The following is a 22,858-nucleotide window of genomic DNA, read 5'->3' as shown; positions in this document are numbered from 1 at the left end:
TTGTTTTATTTGTTGCTTGAATACCAGCACTGGCAAAAGTAGGCGTTCAGAACCATTTGTCCAGTCTCAGCCCTCAAAAACCCATGGAGACCACGATCACACCCAACCGCTACGTCGAAGATACCCACGGTTACACAAAAGAAGGAAAAGTTTATCTCAAAGGCTACAATGGTTACGCAGATCGCGAGATCGGTTATGTGCGTAATACGGAAGAAGAAGCTTTAGAGTACTTTAGAACTCGCTTTCAACTCGCTCAACAGAAGGTTATTCAACTACATCAGGATGTTCAGGAGGCCCAAAACAAGGGTTCTTACTTAACAAAACTGCTGCAACTGAGAAAAAATCTCATTGAGTTTGATGGCCTGGGTGATTTCCCTCCTTTGTTGGCCATGTTGGAAAAGCTGGAAGGCTATCTTCGCGAGCTTATTTCGTCCAATCAGGTAAAGAACCTGGAAATCAAACGAGCCTTGCTGGAGGAAGTTCAGCAGGCCGCTACGGCTATTCCTGACTGGAATGAAGCCACGGATAAAATTCAGGAAATTAAAACGAAATGGCTGAAAACAGGCCCCGTTGACAAAGAATACCTCGATGAGATCGAAGGAGGCTTTGATCGGATTTCTGATGATTTCTTCCAGCGTCGCCGTGAATATTATGCCGAACAGAATCGCATCATCGACGAACGTTTCGATAAACTTGAAGCTATCGTTGCGGAATCCGAAAAACTGATGCGAAGCACGGAGTTTGATGAAGCCTTTGGTCGGGTTCGTCAACTTCAAAATGAATGGAAAACGGTTGGTCCCGTTCCTCCCAAACGTCAAAGCAAATTATGGAAACGCTTTAAGAAGGCCACTACCATTTTCTTTGATCGTTATAACGCTATTAAAGGCATTACGCCCCGTCCTCGCGTAGACCCTCGTTTGGCAGAGTTACAAGCCATTGCCGCAGAAGCAGAAACGCTGACTGCTTCAGTTCATCAGGACGTTATCGCCAGAGCAGCCGATCGGGCCAAAGAGTTACTGGTGAAGTGGAAAGATTTAGCTCCTAAAGTAAAAACGCTGGATCGTAACGTAGCCGAGAAGTTCCGTCTAGCCTGTGATAAAGTGTTTGAGTTAAATTATCTGCGTCGGGTAATTGGGTATCGTTACCCCGATTTTGATGAAAAACCCAAACGCGATCAACTCAAAATCCAGATTTATCAGATGGAATATCTGGTACGTAAGGAAAAAGGTGATCTGGAACAATACCTGGAATTTGACGGTCGGATTCGAGCCTACGTCGCGGCAGATAAAGTTCTCTTTCAAAAAGTAAATACTCAAAAGCGGAAAGTGGCCGTGAAAGAAATGTTACTCGTTGAGTTCAAACGTGATCTGGAAACCGTTTTATAAGCTTTTAATTTTTTAGTTTTAGAAGCCAGACTATTCGTAGTCTGGCTTTTTTATTGACCAATAAAAAAGAAAACTAGTAATAAAATATTTCGTAGTATTTTAGGTTATCAATTGAATCAAATGCAATCCTTGCCAAAATCGAAATATTGAAATGAAAATTTTTCACCATTTTCTAATTTACTTAACCGTCGTTTTGCTGGCTGCTTCCTGTAAAAAAGATGAGAAAGCAATTACGCCAACGCCAACCCCTACTACTAAAACGGCAGATGTTCGGGACAGTGTGTATTTCCTCTCTCAGGAACTTTACCTGTGGTCGGATAAACTACCTTCTCTAACTAGCTTCAATCCGACGAGTTATGCCACCCCTCAGGATGTAATGAAGAAGGTTCGAACGTACAGTCCGCTTGGTACGAAAGGCACGAATCTGGATCGCTGGAGTTTTGCCATCCTTAAATCCGACTGGGATAATGTTGCCTCAGGAACTGAGGGCGATATCGGTGTAGGGTTTCGATTTGCTGCTGCGAACGACCTGCGTATTGCGTACGTATACGCTAACTCAAGTGCGGGTAAACAGGGCGTACAACGGGGCTGGCAGGTCGTGTCTATCAATAACGTGGCTGCTACTACGGCGAACGTAGACGCCCTGAACACAGAATTAGCTAAGGCTTCGATTTCAGTAGCTTTCAAAAAGCTTGACGGCTCGTCAACGACCTTAAATCTTACCAGTGGGAGTTATCAAACCAATCCGGTATTAACCCGCAGTGTAATTGAGCAGAATGGTAAAAAGATCGGTTACATCGCTTTTAATAGCTTTTTAGGGTCAACAGCTTCCGCCGATCTGGATGAAGCTTTTAGTTATTTAAAAAGCAACCAGGTAACCGAACTCATTTTTGATGAACGTTACAACGGCGGGGGTTACGTAAACCTAGCAGTAAAGATTGCGAACCTGATTGCTCCCAGCACCGCCGCGGGCAAGTTAATGTATAAGGACACGCATAACTCCAAGTACGCAAGCTGGAACAAAACGGTTAATTTTGAAAGTACGCTGCCTGCCTCTAATCTGAATTTGAGTAAGGTAGTTTTTATTACCACGAATAATACGGCATCTGCTAGTGAATTACTAATCAATGCATTAAAGCCTTACATGACGGTAAAGCTGGTAGGAGGAACGACGTACGGAAAACCGGCGGGGTATTATGGTCTTCCCACTATGGATTATTACGCATTCCCACTGGCAGTGAAGCAGGTAAATGCAAACAATTATGGTGATTATTACGATGGCTTGACGGTAGATCGTGAACAGGCCGATGACGTGAGTCATAACTGGGGCGACCCACAGGAAAGGTGCATCAAAGACGCGGTAACGTACTTAACCACGGGACAATTCCCGACTTCAAGTGGTCGGATTGCCAATTTTGATAAGTATAACGAACGTTTGCAAACCGAGCTTACCCTACCGGGCGTCTTGTTGACTTTACCTAAAAAGTCATTATAAGTAATCCCACAAAAAACCTCCAGACAGCGTCCGGAGGTTTTTTCTTTCACCTTAATGATTAAATGGGGGAAATGTCTATTAAAACTTATAACCTACCGAAAGCTGTACCGTTGAGTTACGAACCTGCAAAAGATTATTCAGAGAAAATCGATCAAGTAAGGTAAAGTCTTTGTTGACGTTATTTAAACCGTAATTATAACGACCTCCAATGACAAAATCGCCAGCTTCAAATTCAAGCCCTGCTACGGCATCTACGCCCACTTTCTGAAAAGCATTGTTATAATTAAAGGCAAACCAGTTATTAAGTCCGATACGGGCATTGGCCAGATAACTTACCTGCGGTCCTACCACCAGCGACACGTTAGGTGTCATGTGAATTTTAGCTAACAAAGGGACACTAATGGTATTTAGTGACACATTGCCGAATCCATTAATTAGGCGAAAGCCCTGACGGGAATACAAAAGTTCGGGCTGAAAACTGACCTTTTCGCTAATGGGCACTTCCACGAATAACCCCGCATGAAAATCAGTCCGTCCACTGATGAGATTACCCGGGCGGGGCGACACAATGACGTTTGCCAGGTTAACCCCTGCTTTGAGTCCAAAGCGAACTTCACTTGGGTCCGTGCTGGAATAATACTGCTTACTGGGATGGTAACGATTGGCCTGAGCCTGGGCAAAAATGATAGAGAAAACAAAGGCTGAAGTGAAGAGTAATTTTTTCATGGCTTATAGGGAAATACCCGCTTGAATCGATGACAATGTTCTGTTTGGTGATTCAAAAGTGCTTTAGTTTTGAATATTTAAAGAATTTGTTGAGTTAAAGAGTGTTAAGGATTTTCTGAAAAAAAGTTAAAAATCCAACTGTTAATTGATAATGAGGCGGATAGAAAGGGGTAAAATACCCTGTGAAAGGGTGAAAAAAAGAAAAGGGTCTGAATCGATACCGATCCAGACCCTTTAACCGAGGACACTAGCGTACTTACATCACTCGAATATCTTCGCGTTCCTTGAATTTCTCGTATACCTGACGAATGCCCTCAGGGAGTTCAATTTTATGTTTCCAGCCCAAGCCATGAAGTTTACTTACGTCCATGAGTTTGCGGGGGGTACCATCGGGTTTAGACGTATTCCAGACGAGTTCACCTTCGTAGCCTACGGTTTCTTTGACCAGTTCAGCTAACGCTTTGATGGACAAATCAACGCCCGTTCCGACGTTTACAAATTCTTCACCATCGTATTCCTGCATTAAGAAATAACAAGCTTCGGCTAAATCGTCTGCGTGCAAAAATTCCCGCAGGGGAGAACCCGTCCCCCAAACTTCAACGCTTGGCGAACCATTGGCTTTAGCTTCGTGAAATTTGCGAATCAGAGCTGGTAATACGTGCGAATTCTGAAGGTCGTAATTATCATTAGGCCCGTAGAGATTCGTAGGCATCACCGAGATAAAATTTTTCCCGTACTGACGACGATACGATTCACACATTTTAATACCCGCGATCTTCGCAATGGCGTAAGGCTCGTTGGTAGATTCAAGAAAACCCGTTAATAAGTATTCCTCCTTTAAGGGCTGGGGAGCGAGCTTGGGATAGATGCAGGAAGAACCCAGAAACATCAGCTTTTTTACGTCCGTTAGGTGAGCCGAGTGAATAACGTTATTCTGTATCATGAGATTCTCATACAGAAAATCAGCCCGGTACGTGTTATTGGCTACGATGCCTCCTACTTTTGCTGCTGCCAGAAAAACATAATCGGGACGTTCTTCTTCAAAAAAGGCCTGAACCTCTGCCTGATCGCGTAGATCCAGTTCCTTTGAGCTGCGTAAAGCAAAATTAGTAAATCCTTCCTGTTGTAGTTTTCGATGAATAGCGGAGCCTACCATGCCCCGGTGCCCGGCAATATAAATTTTAGCGTTTTTTTCCACGATTTTTGAACGATTATATGAGATAGGTGGGTTTAAATGTGAATAGGTTTACCTTAGAATAAAATAACTCTTCGCAATTTTGCACTTAGAATAAGAGACTTCGGAAAATAATTAGCATTTTTTTACCGTTCCACCCGCGAGTACTTACCAGAAGCAATCCATGAACAAATCTTTTCTCAGTGTATTGGGAGGATTTATCCTGCTGATTTGTGCCCAACAAACGCAGGCTCAAACAGATTCCTTATTAACTACATCCAAGGCTCCTCTCATTAACAAGAGCGGCCAGAAAACAGTACTGGATGAGCTCAATGAGAAAAAAAATAAAATAAAGGAAGCCTTTAGTAGTAAAGAAAACCTAAAAAAAGCGGCGTTGAGCGGTGTTTCTGCCGGTGCTGGTCTTTCTTCTCCGCTGGGAGACTTGAACACCGATGGCTTACCTTCTGATTTGGGTCTGAAAGTCCTTAAATCTCGCAAGAAGAACAAAAAGACCGTTAATAAGTTTTCGCGGAATGAATACGAAGGTATTGCGGTGACTAGAATAGCTAATCGCTTAGGCTCGGGCGATAAAGTGACGGTTGAAGAGTTTTATGTATTAAAAGCCTATCAGGCCCCCAGCGTGTATGTGCGGGATATTCACTGGTTTGATTACCGGGCCCATCGCATTTTGGTCACACCCATTAAGGATAAAGATTACGCTCAGATTCTTCACGGCCCTTACCGCCGATTCAAAGGTGAACATCTGGAGGAAGAAGGATATTACTATATGGGAACCAAACACGGTCGCTGGGAAAAATATGGTCGGGATGTGGACGGAGACGAAGGCTTAATGGATAAGCAGAGTTACGATAAGGGATTTCCGGCTGAATCAGAGATTACGTATTACGACGCAGCGAAAACCAAAATCAAAGAAGTAATTCCCCGCATGCATGGTCATTATACGGGTCTATACCGCTCTTTTTACGAAGGCGGGCAGTTGAAGGAAGAGGGCAACATGGATGATTCGGTTCGGGTGAAACTCTGGCGGGAATACCATCAGTTTGGCAGTGGTAGTCGTACCAAACGGGATATTCAGTATGGAGCGGATAAATACGAAGCCGTAGAAGGAGTGGTATTGCGGGAGTACGACAATCGTGGTAAGCTTATTTACGAGAACAAGAACAAAGGAAAAAAAGAAGAAGAGCAGACTACCGAGCGTTTTTAAAGAATCAATGCCTGAGTAAGGGCAGGGTAATAAGCTTAAGTTTTAGGTTTTTAACGGAAAATATTCACGAAAGTGGGCCCTTCTGTAAAAAATGATTTTTATACCGTTGTAAAAATCAGCAGATTGGCCTAACTTTGCGAGCCTTTTTGACAGAGATGACTAATTCGAAGGAAATCCGAAAGTATGATGTCGATATTCTTCAGTTGGAGAATAAACATTATGACTTTGAGTTTGAGGGAGGAGAAGAGTTTTTTAAAGCTCTGGAGCAGGATTTAATTGATAAAGGAGAGTTTAAGGCGAAAGTAGGGCTGGATAAGTCCTCTACCATGCTTCAGCTGAGCTTCGATATTCAGGGTTCCTACGAGCTGGTATGCGATCGTAGTCTGGATTCATTTCAGGAGCCTTTTTATACGAAAGAGAAGCAGATTCTCAAGTTTGGAGATAAAGCTGAACAGATTTCTGATGAAATTGAACTCATCCCCTGGGATACGGCAACCATTAATGTAGCCCGGTATTTATTCGATTTTATCGGATTAACCGTTCCCATGAAGAAACTTCATCCCCGTTTTCGTACGGAATCCAGTGAAGACGAGGAGGATGAAACCAATGAAACTTTGATTTATACGTCTATTCCGGCGGATGAAGAGAAGGAACCCGAAGTAGACCCTCGCTGGGAAGCTTTGAAAAAACTGAAAAATGGATCGAAGTAATCCAGCTTCAGTACGAGAGAAAGAGTATTCAAAATCGATCACATAGATAACAACGGCCCGACGCTACTGGCGAAAGGCTCATAATTGAGAACAAAATGGCACACCCTAAACGCCGTCACTCCAGCACCCGCCGTGACAAACGCCGGACACACGATAACCTGACCCCTATGCAATTAGCAACTGATTCTGCTACGGGCGAAGTTCACCTTTACCACCGTGCACACGTACACGAAGGAAATCTGTACTACCGTGGTAAAGTAGTAGTAGAAAACTACAAAGCAAACGCCTAGTTTATAGCGTTTAAAATGGTTAATTGTTGGTTAACTAATTATGAATTCGTAATTAAAAGCGAGTTCTAATTAGGAACAATCAGCAATTAACCATTTATTTTTTTGGCGAAACGCTTATTTTTGCCCGCCACCAAATATTGGTTACCTGGATGAAGATTGCAGTAGACGCTATGGGGGGCGACTTTGCCCCAAAAGCAGTTGTTGAGGGAGCCTTACTGGCTGCACCGGAACTACCCGAATCGGTTCGGATCGTACTTATCGGTGATCAGGCGGCTATCCAGGATATTCTGGGTGATCGCACTCTTCCTGCTTCGATTGAAATTGTACACACCACTGAGGTGATCTCCATGGGAGAACATCCTACGAAAGCTTTGTCTCAAAAGCCCAATTCCAGCATTAGCGTAGGATTCAAGCTTTTGAAAGAACGCGTAGTGGATGCTTTCTGCTCGGCTGGAAATACGGGAGCAATGCACGTAGGTGCTTTATTTAGCGTCAAAGCAGTAGAAGGGCTGGTTCGTCCGGCTATTGTGGGTTTTGCTCCGCAGGTTTCTGGAAAAATGGCCGTGTTACTCGACATTGGTGCCAATGCCGACTGTAAGCCCGAAACACTTGAACAATTTGGTGAAATTGGTTCTTTATATGCCCAGTATACGCATGGAGTAGAAAACCCTCGCGTAGCTCTGGTTAACATTGGCGAAGAAGAACAGAAAGGATCCCTTGTTGCTCAGGCGGCCTATCAGTTAATGAAGGCGAATAAGAAGTATAACTTCATTGGAAATATCGAAGGAAAAGACCTTTTCACCGATAAAGCAGACGTGATTGTTTGCGACGGATTTACAGGTAACGTAATTCTGAAAATGGGTGAATCGATTTACGATATTTTGAGTAGCCGGAAAGTGGATGACGCTTTTGTTAACCACATGAATTATGAATCAGCCGGCGGAAGTCCCATTTTAGGGGTCAATGGTAATGTGATTATTGCTCACGGGATTTCATCTCCTTTAGCAATTAAAAATATGATTCATTTGGCAAAGCGACAGATTGAATCAGAAGTCTCTACTAAGATTAAGCAAGCGTTAAGTTAGCCAGAAGGCATGGGTCGCGTCTGTAAGCGTATGACTCATGCTTTTTTGCTTTATAAGATCCTATGAAAATCACTGCAGCGATCACGGGCGTTCAGGGTTACGTGCCTGATTACGTACTGACGAACGAAGAGCTTTCTACCTTGGTTGATACCTCGGACGAATGGATTACCAGCCGTACCGGAATCAAAGAACGCCGAATTCTTAAGGGCGAAGGGCAGGGAACTTCCGTAATGGCCATTGAAGCAGTGAAAGGCTTGCTGGCAAAAACTCAGACCAGTCCCGAAGAAGTCGATTTACTGCTTTGTGCTACCGTTACGCCGGATTACGTATTTCCATCAACAGCCAATCTCATTGCTGCCGGCAGTGGATTGGGGAATATTCCCAGCTTCGATTTAGGAGCGGCCTGTTCCGGTTTTTTGTACGCACTAACGGTCGGTTCTCAGTTTATTGAAACGGGGAAATATCGCAAAGTTATTGTAGTCGGAGCCGATAAAATGTCCTCCATTGTTGATTACACGGATCGGACCACCTGCGTTCTTTTCGGAGACGGAGCCGGAGCTGTATTACTCGAACCGAGCACCTCTGGAAATGGAATTATTGATTCTCAGGTTTATTCGGATGGGAGTGGCGTTTCGCACTTGTTTCAAAAAGCAGGGGGAAGTAAATATCCTCCCACGCTGGAAACGGTTCAGAATCGTGAGCACTTCGCACGTCAGGAAGGACAGGCTGTCTTTAAATTTGCGGTCGTACGCATGGCTGAAGTTGCGGCTGAAATCATGGAGCGAAACAACCTGACGGGTAATGACGTAGCCTGGCTGGTGCCGCATCAGGCCAACAAGCGGATCATTGATGCCACTGCTCAGCGAATGGGTATTGGACCAGAAAAGGTCATGCTTAACATTCATCGCTACGGCAACACCACAGCAGCGACTATCCCGCTGTGTTTATGGGATTACGAAAGTCAATTAAAACCCGGAGATAATCTGGTTCTGGCTGCCTTTGGGGGCGGATTTACCTGGGGCTCGGTCTATCTCAAATGGGGTAAATAATACTAAATGAATTCAGGATACGATTGAAGGTACTGAATTCATTTTCTGATGTTTAAACAAACTGTTCATGCATTTTAAACGTAAGAACAGAATAAATGCCTTATCAACTGGATCGGGTATTTCACGATTATAACTGATAACTATTTTCATGGCAACGACCGCAGACATTAAGAACGGCCTGGTCATTAATTACAATAACGACCTGTTCCAAATTGTTGAATTCTTACACGTAAAGCCAGGTAAAGGGCCTGCTTTCGTACGTACGAAACTTCGCAACTTAACCACAGGCCGGGTTATTGATAACACGTTTAACTCAGGCGTAGCCATTTATCCGGTTCGGGTAGAACGCCGTACGTTCCAGTTCCTGTATAAAGATGAAGTAGGATTCAACTTTATGGATACGGAAACATTCGATCAGATTACGCTGGATGATAAAATCGTCCAGGGGGCTGATTTGATGAAAGAAGGACAAAGCGTGGAGGTTCTGATTAACACGGAAAATGAGGCTCCTCTGACGATGGAAATGCCTCCTTTCGTAGAACTGGAAGTAACTTACGCCGAACCTGGTATTCGCGGGGATACGGCTAACTCCCCTAAGAAACCCGTTGAAGTAGAAACCGGAGCAAAAATCATGGTTCCTTTATTCATCGAGCAGGGTGAAAAAATCAAAATTGATACCCGTACTTACGATTACGTAGAACGCGTCAAGTAACAGTTGTTTAATCATCAAAAGTGCTTGATGATTGAGGTATTACCATTCAGCTGAATTTTATTTAACGATTAAAAAGTTCTTCAAAAACACCCGAAATGGAAACTAAAGACATACAGCACCTGCTCGATTTTATCGCTCAGTCTAACCTCGATGAAGTAAACATCGAAACCAATGAGCTGAAAATCAGTGTGAAACGGTACGGTTCAGTTGCCCCCGTGGCAGCACCCGTTCATGTAGTAGCTGCGGCCCCCGTGGCAGCTCCTGCCCCCTTAGCCGCTGCTCCAGCTGCCGCCGCCCCCGTAGCTGCCGAAGCTCCTTCTTCTAACCTGATTACCGTTAAATCTCCAATGATCGGAACATTCTACCGTTCAGGTAGCCCTGATGCTCCTTCATTTGTAGAAGTAGGTACTGAAATCAAACCCGGAAAAGTAGTATGTATCATTGAAGCCATGAAGCTTTTCAACGAAATCGAATCTGAGGTATCAGGTCGTATCGTGAAAGTACTGGTTGAAAATGCTACACCGGTAGAATTTGATCAGCCTTTATTCTTAGTTGAGCCAGTTTAGGTAATAGCCGGGTTTAACCCCATTTGTACGTTAATAACCTGATTATTAATCTAAGCATTCTCTTAACTGTATGTTTAAAAAGATATTAGTTGCCAACCGTGGTGAGATTGCCCTTCGTATTATCCGCACTTGTCGGGAAATGGGAATCAAAACGGTGGCGGTGTATTCGACGGCTGATCGTGAGAGTCTGCACGTTCGTTTTGCGGATGAGGCTGTGTGTATCGGTCCTCCAGCGAGCCGTCAGTCGTATCTGAACATTCCTAATTTGATCTCCGCAGCGGAAGTAACGGGAGCAGATGCCATTCACCCCGGTTACGGCTTTTTATCGGAAAATGCTGAGTTTTCTCAGATTTGCCGTGAATACGGAATCAAATTCATCGGAGCTACCCCCGAACAGATCAACTCCATGGGAGATAAGGCTACGGCCAAAGCTACCATGAAGGCTGCGGGTGTTCCCGTTATTCCCGGTTCTGATGGCTTATTGGAATCGCTGGAACAAGGAATTGAATTAGCTCGTGATATTTACCCAGTAATCATCAAAGCTACTGCCGGTGGTGGTGGTCGCGGGATGCGGGTAATTCGCGAAGAAGCAGAATTTGAAAAAGCCTGGAACGATGCTCGTACGGAATCACTGGCGGCTTTCGGTAATGATGGAATGTACATGGAGAAATTCGTGGAAGATCCCCGTCACATCGAAATCCAGATCGTTGGTGATCAGTTTGGAAAAGTATGTCACCTCTCGGAGCGTGATTGTTCCATCCAGCGTCGTCACCAGAAACTGGTAGAAGAAACGCCTTCTCCTGTGATTACGCCTGAACTTCGGGCTCAAATGGGTGAAGCAGCCATCAAAGGAGCTGCTGCCATTGGTTACGAAGGTGCAGGTACAATTGAATTCCTGCTAGATAAGCACGGCAAGTTCTATTTCATGGAGATGAATACGCGTATCCAGGTAGAACACCCAATTACGGAGCAGGTAACGAATTTTGATTTGATTAAAGAACAGATCAAAGTTGCTGCGGGTGTACCTATTTCGGGCCAGAACTATACGCCTCAGTTATATTCCATGGAATGCCGGATTAACGCGGAAGATTCAGGAAATGGATTCCGTCCTTCGCCCGGTAAAATCACGACGCTGCATATTCCCGGTGGGATTGGCGTACGCGTTGACAGCCACGTGTATACGGGTTACACCATTCCTCCGAACTATGACTCCATGATCGCCAAGCTGATCGTGACGGGACAGAGCCGCGAAGAGGTAATTACCCGCATGAAACGTGCCTTGTCTGAATTCGTGATCGAAGGCGTGAAGACGACGATTCCATTCCACCTTCGTTTGATGGATGATGCAGGTTTCCAATCTGGAAACTTTACGACTCAGTACCTGAATGATTTTGATTTCAGCGGATTATAAGTCGATACAACAGTATTACCTGTGAGTGAAAGGCCGGAATTTTCCGGCCTTTTTTCTTTTGGAAGAATGAATACACAAATCTGACGCATTCAGAAGCTTTTTTGTCCTGTTTTCAAGCCATTGATCGCTCTGCTGAGCTTCCTTGCTTTATCTTTACGTTTTCCCTATAAAACAAGTAGATTAATGAGCCGGATTAAATCCATTACTTCTCTACAAACGGAAGCTGCTGAGCAGGGCAGTCATACTTTAAAACGCAGCCTGGGGTCCTGGAACCTCATTGCCATTGGCATCGGGGTTATTATTGGGGCGGGATTATTTTCTTTAACGGGAATTGCTGCGGCCAATAACACGGGACCAGCAGTGGTGTTATCCTTTTTGCTGGCAGCCGTGGGCTGTGCGTTCAGTGCTCTGTGTTATGCCGAGTTTGCCTCTATGGTACCCGTCGCCGGTAGTGCCTATACCTATGCCTACGCTACAATGGGCGAACTTTTTGCCTGGATTATTGGCTGGGATTTGATTCTGGAATATTCCGTCGGAGCGGCTACGGTTGCCATCAGCTGGTCGCAATACCTAATTAAATTTCTCTCTTCCTACGGCATTCATTTGCCCGCTCAACTGGTCATGGGGCCTTTTGAAGAAGCGACCATGGCTAATGGCGAAGTTATTCACGGTTGGGTTAACCTGCCTTCGCTGTTGATTCTCTGGATCATTACGGCCATCATTATTCGCGGCATTCAGGGATCGGCCTTAATCAACGGTATTATTGTAGCCATTAAACTTCTGGTAGTGGTGGTATTCATTGCTCTGGGCATCCAATACATTAATCCCGAAAATTATCATCCTTTTATTCCTGAGAACACAGGTACCTTTGGCGAATTTGGGTATAGTGGTATTCTTCGGGGAGCTGGCGTTATATTCTTTGTCTTTATTGGTTTCGACATTGTCGCAGCAATGGCTCAGGAAGCCCGCAATCCGCAGAAAACCATGCCGGTAGGGATTATCGGCTCATTATTAATCTGTACGTTACTTTTTATCGTTTTTGGTTTCGTGCTTACGGGCATGGCTAATTATACCGAGTTCAAGAATAGTGCCGCTCCCATTGCCGTAGCCATCGCTAAAACACCCTATCAATGGCTTCAAAAACTGATTCTGGTGGGTATTATGATCGGTTACACTTCCGTGATTATGGTGGATTTACTCGGTCAATCCCGGGTTTTTTATACCATGAGCAAAGACGGACTACTACCTAAAGTATTCTCCAGCCTCCATCCCCGTTTTCAAACGCCTTATCAATCGAATCTGTTACTCTGCACCTTTATTAGTCTTTTTGCAGGATTCATGCCGATCCACATTGTGGGTGAAATGGTAAGTATCGGTACATTACTGGCCTTCGTGATGGTATGCCTGGGCGTGATTGTCATGCGAAAAAAAATGCCGGATGCTCCGCGTCCTTTTCGTACGCCCTGGGTTCCTCTGGTTCCCATTCTGGGCATTCTGACCTGTTTATTAATGATGTTTTCGCTGCCCCTGGATACCTGGATTCGTTTGATTGTCTGGTTAATAATCGGCTTTGCTATTTATTTCTTATATGGTAAAAAACGCAGCAAGCTGAATGAAGAAATAAAGTAGCAGAAGTCAGAAAAATATTTTGAGTGAGTAAAGCTGAAGCAGGGAAGAGTTGGTTACTTTCGTCCAAACCAAAACCTCCATTTTAACTATAACCTGTTCAAACGTATGTATCCCAAAATTCTTTTTCTGGCGGCCTTTTGTTTAGGTGTTTTCAACAGTCAGGCTCAAACTATCTCGGCTTCAGCTGATTCGGCCAAAGTGGTATTCTACCGGGGAAGCCAGATGTATCGGGCGGCTATGAATTTTACGATTCGGGCGAATGGCGAAGAACAGTGCCGCATTAGTAACAAACGCTATTTCGTTTATAGCTGCTTGCCTAATACCGTAAAATTTACCTCAGTGATTGGTGGCTTGAACATACCAGACAAAGAAGTACTGGAATTAACGCTTGAAAAAGGCAAAGTATATTACGTTCAGTGTGATATTAAATCCAGCTTTCTAGCGGATCGTATAGAAATGACTGAAGTTACGGAATCGACGGCTAAGAAGAAAATGGTAAATCTGAAACCGGATAACTGTATGACTTCTAGACAATAACCCATTTCCATAAAAAAGGCAAGACTTAAGAAACTGTCTAAAAATAAGCTTTTACTAAAAGTGCCCCCGGATTTCATCCGGGGGCACTTTTAGTAAAAGCTTATTTTCCGCAGTCGCTCGGCTCTGGCCGAGTGACTAACTAGCTCTAGGCCTCTGTCCGGTAGACTACGAACTAGTAGGGAGGCAGAGAACAACTTTTCTCTAACCAAAACAGGCTTGCTAACATCGGCCAGAGCCTAGCGACTGCGAGGGAATCTGTAATGTATTAAACGTAGTTTGGCCCAAAATTTTGGTTTTGAAAAGGTAGAGACGCGATAAAGCCTCGTCTGGAGCAGAGGCCGTTTTGGTTGTTCCCGCCTTGGTTGGTGAGGACACCAACCAGGGCGGAAGAAAGAACCATTCTCAGTAAAAAAGACAAGACTTAAGCGAGTCTTGTCTTTTTTATGGCGTAGCACAAACTACTAGAACTTCATAAACCGCTTGCTGACTTTAATTCCTTCAGGGGTTAAAATAGAAAGAATGTAAGTACCGGGTTGTAACAGCGAGAGATTCAGCTCGTCGGTTTTCTGTTCAGAAAAATGCTGTTGATGCACTAAGCTTCCCTGAAGTGTATACACTTGAAGGGTTCCGGTAAGGGTAGGACCAAAATTGACAAATAACCGATCTGAAACCGGGTTGGGACCTAGCGTGAGGCTTTGGCTTAAGTATTCTTCAGAAATCGAGGAAGTCTGCACGGATGCCTGAGCATAAGCCGATTCAGAGAGACGAGTCACGGCTTTTAAGCGGTAGGTATACGCTTGCTGCGGCTCGAAGGTCAAATCCCGAAACTGGTTTTTATCCACAGTTGCCAAGTATTCAAAAGAATCCGAACCGCTCAATCGTCTTTCAAGGATATACGCTTCGGCTCCGCTAATAGCAGGCCAGGAAAGCACAACGATTCCATTTTGCAGGCGGGCTTCCAGTGTAGGCGTAGAAAGGGCATTTCCCACCGGGAATCGATGAAACGTAAAGGCTGCCAGTCCCCGCGAATTTTTAATGTAAGGACCGATGAAGGGAGAAATGGGAAGATTCGCTGAATGAGAAGGTAGATACGTCAGGGAATTCAGCGAGACCGATCGGCTAAGTTTTAAATGGACCGTATTCCCCTGTGCCGTAGCTGAGCTGATGGGTAACACGCTGGATTCATTGCCGTTGATGTAAAGAAAGTTTCTGAAACTTAATAGATAAAACCCAATCACCGAATCGGCTGGTAACTGAACGGGCTGGTCGAACTGAAGGGCCAGTTGCGTGGCAGCCTCGTCTTCGTAATAAACCTTTTGAATATCGGGTGCCCGAAGACCAGCCGTTTGCGGAACGCCATAATGCTTGGGCGAAAGGTAATTTACTAAACGAGTGGCCAGCGTTCCATAGCCCAAACTGCTGTAATGCACCCCGTCGTAGCCCGGCTGGCCCACGGTAGCAAAAGAATTCATTTTAGGATACAAGGCTGAAACCGTCCGCTGCGATTCTCGAATTGCACTACCTGTATTAGAAGCAATGGAAGGCACATCCATTTGCATGATCACAAACTCATCCACTACGGGGTAATAATCTTTCTCCCAAAGCTTTTGCAGTTTATCGAACAGTTCCGGGTAGTTAGGCGTGTGAGTAAACGCATCGTTTTCGCCGTGGTAGAAGAAAAAAGCCCTGATTCTACTGGCGTGTGATTTAGAAATGCGAAGTTTTAAGTGCTTGTAATAGTTGGATGGCTGTCCCTGAAAATACGTTAACTCGTCAATGGAGCGTCCGGGAAAAGCTCCGTTAATTACGCAGGTTGGAATCCCATATTTCTGTAAAATCTGGTTTTGAAGCTCTAGCCCCCAATATCCGACTGGTGAAACGGTCCAGGCCGCATTGATCCAGTTCGTATCCGCATCACTTACACCAGGATTAGTAAGATCCGGTGTTCTGGAAAAGGTACGAATGTACTTGTCACCAACGGGCGAGCTCATAATAGCATTGGCGTTCGACTGGCCGTAAATGACATAGATATCGCCCGCTACAATGTCCTGGCAATGGGTTAGGTGAATAGAATCAGTGGCTGTACAGCAGTAGATATCAAAGGAATAGTCGGCTTTTTCGGCTTTGATGGTGGGGTACATCTCAAAAGCAGCCTGCGTACTAGTCAGTGGTTTGAAAGAGGAACGGTGATAGGAGAAAGGCTGGCCGTTTCGATAAGTAACCACGGACACATAATTCCAGTTTTTCCAATCAGCCGTTCTGCCCGTGATGGGCACCTGAGCCATATTATCATTGCCCCGGGCGTAAAGCTGGTAATTTTTAGGAAGCTGATCATAAACGATCCAGCCTACATGTTGAGATTGAGCGTTACTTTTAAGTACGAGGCTGAAGGTCAGAACGGTAAGTAACAAAAAAGATAAAGCAGGTAAAATTTTCTTCATTTATGAAAGGGTTGACGGATTTGACTGACAATTCAGTTCCAAAAATACACCCCAAAAATCAGCCATACGCTGGAATGACCCAATCGAAGAAAATTTAATTCCAATTTTCTCATTACTTCAAATAGAAAAGAAGGTTAAAGTACTGCTACCTTAACCTTCTTTTCTATACGTCTTAAAAAGTAAGTACTACTTGTTCAATACGATCACAAGCCTTTTGCATTTGAGCTTCGGTAATAACCAAAGGCGGAGCAAAACGGATTTTATTACCATGCGTAGGTTTCGCCAGTAGCCCTTTCTCTTTCAGCCTGAGGCAAAGCTCCCAGGCCGTGCCGCTTTCTTCGGTATCATGAATGACAATGGCATTTAGTAAACCTTTACCGCGAACCTGCGTAATAAGATTCGTTTTCTTAATGAGAGCGTTCATGCGACTGCGAAAAAGCTCACCCATCCTTTCCGAATTTTCGGCTAGTCTTTCTTCACGTAATACATCTAAAGCAGCCATGGTAACGGCACAGGCCAGAGGGTTACCACCATAGGTACTGCCATGTTCGCCGGGACGGATGGTTAGCATGATTTCATCATTGGCCAGAACGCAGGAAACGGGATAAACCCCGCCGGAAAGGGCTTTTCCTAAAATGAGTATATCGGGTCGAACGTTTTCGTGGTCGCAGGCGAGCCGCTTGCCCGTGCGAGCCAGACCCGTTTGTACTTCATCAGCAATAAAGAGAACGTTGTATTTCGTACATAACTCCCGAACACCTGTTAAGTACCCTTCGTCGGGGACCACTACGCCCGCTTCCCCCTGGATGGGTTCTACCATGAAACCCGCAATGTTGGGATCGGCAGCCAGTGTTTGCTCCAGAGCCTGTAAATCATTGTAGGGAATAATAACGTAACCGGGTAAAAAGGGACCATAATCATTCGTACTAGAGGGATCGGTGGAAGCAGAAATGGCTGCCAGCGTGCGTCCCCAGAAGTTGCCCGATGCGTACACGGTTTTAGCTTCATTCGCTGGAATGCCCTTGACTTTATAGGCCCATTTACGGGTGAGTTTCAGAGCGGTTTCGCCGCCTTCTACGCCCGAATTCATCATCAGGACTTTATCATAACCGAAGTACTCGCAAAGGTATTTTTCGCATTCGCCGAGCTTGTCGGAATAAAAGGCCCGTGACGTTAGCGTCAGGGTTTGGGCCTGCCGGGTCAGGGCTTCAATGATGCGGGGGTGACAATGTCCCTGATTAACCGCTGAATAGGCCGAAAGAAAATCCAGATACTCCCGTCCTTCGGCATCATATACGTAAACACCTTGTCCACGACTGAGGACAACGGGTAAGGGGTGATAATTATGAGCACCATATTGCTCTTCGAGAGCCATCGCTCGCTGCGTTGCTGTTTCCATGAATATGAGTAGGTTAACTAGTAAATACCAACAAAAAATGAGGGAAGTTGTGGTTTACTAGAAAGCCGGGATTTCACTGGAAGTCGCAATGACGTAAAGCAGTTGATCGGAAGAAGTACGGATGCGATGAAGTTTACAGAAATGACCGTACAAAGCTCCCGCCGTTGCCGACCGCCGAAGCTTGGTCGGACAAAGAACAAACGTTGCTTTTTTGAAGAGAAAGTCGGCCATGTTAATTCATTACAGGTATAGCTAAGGTACTTAAAAATGAGCAGATCCCCAATTCTGAAGCAAAGCTGGCTGCAAAGCAGTAGCCTTATACAGGCTTAATACATTCAAGAAGGCAACGATAAGCGGGTTAATAGCTGGCTCTTCCTATTCAGATTGTGGAAATGATGCCTTCTATGACTGGAGTGATTGAATAAAAAAGAGCATGCGTCTACCGAAGACGAGAGAAGCATAAAAAAGCCTGTTCGAATCAATTCAAAACCTGCTGGATTTAGTAGTTAATGGATTGATTTTCAATAGTTAAAAGTAGAACCTTCTCCCATATTCAACGCCTAAGTAACCCTACCGTAAGTAGAAATTAAGATCTGTTCGAAAGGGGACCGATCTTAATAAAATCAGAAATTATGTTCTTAAATTATATTTGGACTTAATCTAAATAAATTATATTTGTGCCACTCGAAAGGCTAAATATCAGGAAATGCCTGTCTCTGAATGCTTTACAAAAGAGATGCTAGCTTTTTAAACGGAATTGACCAATGTATTTTAGATCCCTTTTGTTGGTGTGCTTATGCACCTTCGCTTTATCTTCCCAAGCTCAGCGTTCAGGCATTATTCGGGGAGTAGTACGTAGCTACTCGGGTTCCCCACTTCAGGCTATTACGGTTAAAATCGCTGAACTCAATAAAATCACTACTACTAATCCTGAAGGAGAGTATCAGTTTTCGAATGTGGCTTCGGGTAAGTATACGCTCGTTTTTACGGGTGTAGGCTTGAAAAAGCTGGAAGAGAAAATGGAGGTAAAGGCTGGGGAGGAAAGTTTCTTAGAAGTGATCCTTCACGACCATTCAGTTGACTTGAATACGGTAACCGTCGTAGGGCGTACGGAAGTTCAGGAGGTCAACCGACAGGCCTTCAACGTGGCGGCCATTGATGCTAAACAACTGTATAACTCCACGCTGGACCTAAGTAGTGCTCTGGATCGGGTTTCCGGGGTACGGGTTCGGGAGTCTGGTGGCGTAGGGTCCAATTTCAACCTTTCTTTGAACGGTTTTTCCGGTAACCGCATCCGTTATTTTATTGACGGAGTCCCCATGGACAATTTCGGATCTTCTTTTCAGATCAATAATATTCCCATAAATATTGCTGATCGACTGGAAGTCTATAAAGGTGTAGTGCCCATTTGGCTGGGTTCAGACGCTTTAGGAGGTGCCATTAATATTGTGACGGGTGATCGATACCGGAATTACGTCGATGCTTCTTATTCTTATGGTTCCTTTAACACCCATCGTAGCGTAGTAAACGCTGCTTTCACCACCAAAGGCGGATTTACGTTTCGATTAAACGCCTTCCAGAATTATTCAGACAACAACTATAAAGTAACCCTTGACGTAGCCGACATCTATACGGGGGCTTTCAAGCCTAATACGGTCGTACGACGCTTCCACGATACCTATCATAATGAAACGCTGGTGGCCAATGTAGGGGTAGTTGGTAAAAAATTCGCAGACCAGCTTCTTTTCGGGATTACCCTTGGTAAAAATTATAAAGAGCTTCAAACGGGGGCTCGAATGGTCGCTGTTTTTGGCGGCTGGCACCGACGCGGCAACATTGTAATGCCGACTTTGAAATATCGTAAAACGGACCTCATCAAAGGCCTTGATCTGACCGTAAATGCCAATTATAACCTGGGTAAAGAGCAAAATATTGATACACTATCCGCACGTTTTGACTGGTATGGCAATTCAAAACCGCATCCCAGTGGTGAAGGCCGGGGAAAGAGTCTAGCAAAATACGGTAATAATAACGGACTGGTAACGGCTACTGCCAACTACAAGCTAACGGATCAGCAGTCCATTGCTTTAAGTAACGCTTTTAGTACGTTTAATCGCCAGGGTTCAGATGCTTTTAATGAAAACTTTACCAGGGGGGATGTTCGTCCCCGGCTTAATAAAAACGTATTAGGTCTGGGCTATACCTATAATGAAAAAGAGAAATGGAGCACATCTATTTTTGGAAAATACCTTTACCAGAATACCCCCGGTCAGCAGGCGTTTAATAAACTGGGATTCGGGGCTGCCGTCAGCTATTTCATAACACCCAGCCTCCAATTGAAGGCATCGTATGAACGTGCCAACCGTCTACCCGAGGCAAACGAACTTTTTGGTGACGTAGAGTTAGTACAGGGTAATCTTTCGCTGAAACCCGAAGAAAGCCAGAACATTAATGCCGGATTTAGTTACGGTTTTGCTGCCCGGGAAGATCATCGCTTTCTGATTAATGCCAACGCGATTTATCGGTATTCCTACAACTACATCTACTCCAGGCTAAATCAAAACCAATCCGCCTTAATACTGGATAATTTGGATGGTGTGTTTACCATGGGTGGTGAAGGCGAACTGCGGTACTCCTATAAAAAGTTTCTCACGATAGGCACAACCCTTACCTATCAGTACCTGCAAAATCAGCAGCAATACGTATACGATAACAATAATAATCTGGTATTGAGTCCGGTATACAAAGATCAGATGCCAAATATTCCCTACCTGTTCGGGAATGCGGATGCTTCGCTCACGCTACGAAACCTGGGACAAAAAGGCAACGTGCTCAACATTGGTTATAACCTGCTCTATGTGCATGCCTTTTGGTTATACTGGCCTAGTCGAGGGGGCAATGATGGTGGAGATAAATATGGAATTCCCATGCAATTATCTCATGATCTCAACGCCGTTTATAGTATCAATAATGGCCGATACAATATTGGGCTGGAAGTAAGAAATCTTACGGACAGACGACTTTATGACAACTTTAGCTTACAAAAACCTGGTCGTGGCTTCTACGTGAACTTACGCTATTTCTTTAATTCTTTCAAAATATAATGTGCATGAAATTAAGATCGACCCTCGCTCTGGCGGTTGCGGCTGGCCTGCTGGCCTCTTGTAGCTCCAAAACTGAAACTACCCCGGCAAATTCTGGGAATTACATCATTACGGTTAGTCCTGCGGCTACCACAGCAGTAGCAGATTACTTACTTACGGCTAAAAGCCTGGATAAAGACACGATCTCAACCAAAGGAAATGGCATAGAGCAGGATGGATCTTATCGGTATTATGTAACGCACAACGGCAAGTTCTTTAGCATGCTGTACGGACAGCAGAACCCAGGAGCCGTTACCGCTTACAATATCCAGGATGGAAAGCTCAATAAGCTAACTAATTTCCAGACGGAAACGGTGCAGGCTTTTGCTCCGGTAAATGATGATTTGTTACTCTTCAAAATTTCGAGGAGTTTGACGGCCCCTACGTCAAGCTGGTACAAAGTCAATACCAACAGTCTAACGATTACTTCTGAGGGAACAGTCAATACGCTGGAAATGACTAAACTAGGGGAGTTAGCACACTTTACCTGGATTAAACAGGTAGGAACAAAAGTGTTTGCCCCCTATCAAACCATCTACGACCGCAGTTTCAATACCAAATATCCTGATCAAGGTTCTATCGCCATTTTCAATTATGCTGATATGAAACTGGAAAAAGTAATTACAGATACGCGTATCAGCTTCATTGGTCGCTATTTCCAGGATGGTCTTTCGGTACAGGAAAATGGAGATGTATACGGATTCTCTCCCGCTACTGCCATCACCGATGGGAAAATGTCGACGACCAAGCCTTCAGCGATTGTAAAAATCAAATCAGGTACGACGGAATTTGATCAAAGCTACTTCTTTGACGTAGAAGCGGCCAGCGGTGGCATGAGCATTACTTCGTGGCAATATTTAGGTAATAACACGTACGTCGTCAACGCGGTGGCTAAGTCAGAAAAAACTTCCGCTTACGCAGCAGGCGTGCGGATAGGGATTGTGAACGTAGTTGATAAAACCTACAAAGCAGTTACGGGTTTGCCCGAAGCCGCAAGTATCTCTGAAATAACGACTAACAACTATACCCCGAAAGATGGTAAAACGGGCTACGTTGGAGTAAACCTGAAAGACGGTACTAGCTACGTTTATAAGATTGATGCCAGTACACAAACGGCTACGAAGGGTTTACGAGTGGAGGGAGGAACCATCACGGCTATTCAACACCTGGACTAAGCTTTCAGAATAGGATTACGATAGAACCGGAAGATACGCAGGTCTTCCGGTTCTGTCGGTTTGTAGAGATAACTGACCAATCATGACAATCTCCTTATGGTAAGTACCTTATTTCTGATTCAATTTGTCGCTTTTTACTTTTGGCAACTTACTTCGGCCTCGAACAAACGACCCGTCACGGGGGGATTTTCGGCCTATATGCTCAGGGATAGATCCCGAACCCGTTTCATTGGAGGAGTACTAGTTCTGGCGGCTTTGCTGGGTTTTATCTTCACCTGGGGCATCGCCAGCGGCATCCTTGGTTTTATCGTGGGATTGATGGGCGTGGGTTGTCTTTCGGTAGTGATTGACCCTTTTAATTACCTGCGGGTGCAGGGGCTTGCAGCGATCTACGTGTGTTGTGTCTTACTGGAAATGACAATTTAACTATGCCTGCCAACAAAAAATACCTGACTAAATCTCCCTGGATTAAACTCTCTAAACTATTGGCTGGTTCGCTGGGTGGTTACCTGGTTACCCTCAGCTTTCACGCTGCCCTGACTCGCGTGTTTCCCAAGGAATACGTCATGATTACTTCCTTCATTACGGGTTATCTGCTCTGGGCGACGCTTTTACTAGTGGCGTTTCTCATCCCGAAAGCCTGGAAAACCTGGGCTATTTATGTGATGCTAATCGGTTTGTTTTCAGGAATTTACTTCATTTAATT

The 22,858-nt window shown here is 44.7% G+C and carries 21 protein-coding genes; 16 read left to right on the top strand and 5 right to left on the bottom strand.

Annotation, left to right across the window (positions count from 1 at the left end):
* Positions 1-83 precede the first annotated feature (83 nt).
* The gene (locus tag QE357_RS20020) at positions 84-1,385 is read left to right on the top strand and encodes a DUF349 domain-containing protein (RefSeq protein ID WP_106637050.1); all 1,302 of its coding nucleotides are present in this window, start codon (positions 84-86) and stop codon (positions 1,383-1,385) included.
* Positions 1,386-1,536: 151 nt separating this feature from the next.
* Positions 1,537-2,880, top strand: coding sequence for a S41 family peptidase (locus tag QE357_RS20015; protein ID WP_309711209.1), 1,344 nt, complete (start codon positions 1,537-1,539; stop codon positions 2,878-2,880).
* 78 nt (positions 2,881-2,958) lie between these two features.
* Here QE357_RS20015 and QE357_RS20010 read toward each other — a convergent pair whose 3' ends face one another.
* Together QE357_RS20010 and QE357_RS20005 are read right to left on the bottom strand one after the other, a co-directional pair.
* Positions 2,959-3,606 carry a porin family protein gene (locus tag QE357_RS20010; RefSeq protein ID WP_307141539.1) on the bottom strand — a complete coding sequence of 216 codons (648 nt, stop codon included), beginning with the start codon at positions 3,604-3,606 and terminating at the stop codon, positions 2,959-2,961.
* A gap of 256 nt (positions 3,607-3,862) precedes the next feature.
* Positions 3,863-4,804 (bottom strand): GDP-L-fucose synthase, encoded by a 942-nt coding sequence (locus QE357_RS20005; RefSeq protein ID WP_307141538.1) that lies wholly within the window; start codon positions 4,802-4,804, stop codon positions 3,863-3,865.
* A gap of 160 nt (positions 4,805-4,964) precedes the next feature.
* Between QE357_RS20005 and QE357_RS20000 the strand changes: the two genes are divergently transcribed.
* From QE357_RS20000 to QE357_RS19955, 10 genes are all read left to right on the top strand, one after another.
* Positions 4,965-6,005: a toxin-antitoxin system YwqK family antitoxin gene (locus QE357_RS20000; protein WP_307141537.1), complete on the top strand. Its 1,041-nt coding sequence runs from the start codon at positions 4,965-4,967 to the stop codon at positions 6,003-6,005.
* Positions 6,006-6,160: 155 nt separating this feature from the next.
* Entirely contained in the window at positions 6,161-6,715 is a 555-nt protein-coding gene (locus QE357_RS19995; RefSeq protein ID WP_309711204.1) for a DUF177 domain-containing protein, read from the top strand.
* Positions 6,716-6,810: 95 nt separating this feature from the next.
* Positions 6,811-7,005, top strand: a complete 195-nt coding sequence (gene rpmF / locus QE357_RS19990; RefSeq protein WP_106637043.1) for a 50S ribosomal protein L32 — start codon at positions 6,811-6,813, stop codon at positions 7,003-7,005.
* A 149-nt stretch (positions 7,006-7,154) separates the two neighbouring features.
* Complete coding sequence (plsX, locus tag QE357_RS19985; protein ID WP_106637098.1) at positions 7,155-8,090, top strand: phosphate acyltransferase PlsX; 936 nt, start codon at positions 7,155-7,157, stop codon at positions 8,088-8,090.
* 62 nt (positions 8,091-8,152) lie between these two features.
* Positions 8,153-9,139 (top strand): beta-ketoacyl-ACP synthase III, encoded by a 987-nt coding sequence (locus QE357_RS19980; protein ID WP_106637042.1) that lies wholly within the window; start codon positions 8,153-8,155, stop codon positions 9,137-9,139.
* A gap of 148 nt (positions 9,140-9,287) precedes the next feature.
* A complete protein-coding gene (gene efp, locus QE357_RS19975; RefSeq protein ID WP_106637041.1) occupies positions 9,288-9,851 on the top strand; it encodes an elongation factor P in 564 nt (187 codons plus the stop codon).
* Positions 9,852-9,946: 95 nt separating this feature from the next.
* Positions 9,947-10,417: an acetyl-CoA carboxylase biotin carboxyl carrier protein gene (gene accB / locus QE357_RS19970; RefSeq protein WP_309711197.1), complete on the top strand. Its 471-nt coding sequence runs from the start codon at positions 9,947-9,949 to the stop codon at positions 10,415-10,417.
* Positions 10,418-10,487: 70 nt separating this feature from the next.
* Positions 10,488-11,828: an acetyl-CoA carboxylase biotin carboxylase subunit gene (gene accC, locus QE357_RS19965; RefSeq protein ID WP_106637039.1), complete on the top strand. Its 1,341-nt coding sequence runs from the start codon at positions 10,488-10,490 to the stop codon at positions 11,826-11,828.
* A gap of 183 nt (positions 11,829-12,011) precedes the next feature.
* Positions 12,012-13,457: an amino acid permease gene (locus QE357_RS19960; RefSeq protein WP_309711193.1), complete on the top strand. Its 1,446-nt coding sequence runs from the start codon at positions 12,012-12,014 to the stop codon at positions 13,455-13,457.
* 105 nt (positions 13,458-13,562) lie between these two features.
* On the top strand, positions 13,563-13,994 hold the full coding sequence (locus QE357_RS19955; RefSeq protein WP_106637037.1) for a DUF2846 domain-containing protein: 432 nt from the start codon (positions 13,563-13,565) through the stop codon (positions 13,992-13,994).
* Between the two features lie 461 nt (positions 13,995-14,455).
* Here QE357_RS19955 and QE357_RS19950 read toward each other — a convergent pair whose 3' ends face one another.
* The 3 genes from QE357_RS19950 to QE357_RS19940 form a co-directional block, all read right to left on the bottom strand.
* Positions 14,456-16,435: a T9SS type A sorting domain-containing protein gene (locus tag QE357_RS19950; protein WP_309711188.1), complete on the bottom strand. Its 1,980-nt coding sequence runs from the start codon at positions 16,433-16,435 to the stop codon at positions 14,456-14,458.
* Between the two features lie 172 nt (positions 16,436-16,607).
* The gene (gene rocD / locus QE357_RS19945; RefSeq protein WP_309711183.1) at positions 16,608-17,834 is read right to left on the bottom strand and encodes an ornithine--oxo-acid transaminase; all 1,227 of its coding nucleotides are present in this window, start codon (positions 17,832-17,834) and stop codon (positions 16,608-16,610) included.
* A 57-nt stretch (positions 17,835-17,891) separates the two neighbouring features.
* Positions 17,892-18,065, bottom strand: a complete 174-nt coding sequence (locus QE357_RS19940) for a hypothetical protein (protein WP_157830358.1) — start codon at positions 18,063-18,065, stop codon at positions 17,892-17,894.
* Positions 18,066-18,598: 533 nt separating this feature from the next.
* Here QE357_RS19940 and QE357_RS19935 point away from each other — a divergent pair.
* From QE357_RS19935 to QE357_RS19920, 4 genes are all read left to right on the top strand, one after another.
* A complete protein-coding gene (locus tag QE357_RS19935) occupies positions 18,599-20,938 on the top strand; it encodes a TonB-dependent receptor (protein WP_309711180.1) in 2,340 nt (779 codons plus the stop codon).
* 5 nt (positions 20,939-20,943) lie between these two features.
* Positions 20,944-22,152, top strand: a complete 1,209-nt coding sequence (locus QE357_RS19930; RefSeq protein WP_106637033.1) for a DUF4374 domain-containing protein — start codon at positions 20,944-20,946, stop codon at positions 22,150-22,152.
* Positions 22,153-22,248: 96 nt separating this feature from the next.
* Positions 22,249-22,578: a hypothetical protein gene (locus QE357_RS19925; protein ID WP_106637032.1), complete on the top strand. Its 330-nt coding sequence runs from the start codon at positions 22,249-22,251 to the stop codon at positions 22,576-22,578.
* A 2-nt stretch (positions 22,579-22,580) separates the two neighbouring features.
* The gene (locus QE357_RS19920) at positions 22,581-22,856 is read left to right on the top strand and encodes a hypothetical protein (protein ID WP_106637031.1); all 276 of its coding nucleotides are present in this window, start codon (positions 22,581-22,583) and stop codon (positions 22,854-22,856) included.
* Positions 22,857-22,858 lie beyond the last annotated feature (2 nt).

Origin of the sequence: Siphonobacter sp. SORGH_AS_0500 (genome assembly GCF_031453245.1) — a bacterium.
Classification (GTDB): domain Bacteria; phylum Bacteroidota; class Bacteroidia; order Cytophagales; family Spirosomataceae; genus Siphonobacter.
This window is presented reverse-complemented; position numbering and strand designations above follow the sequence as displayed.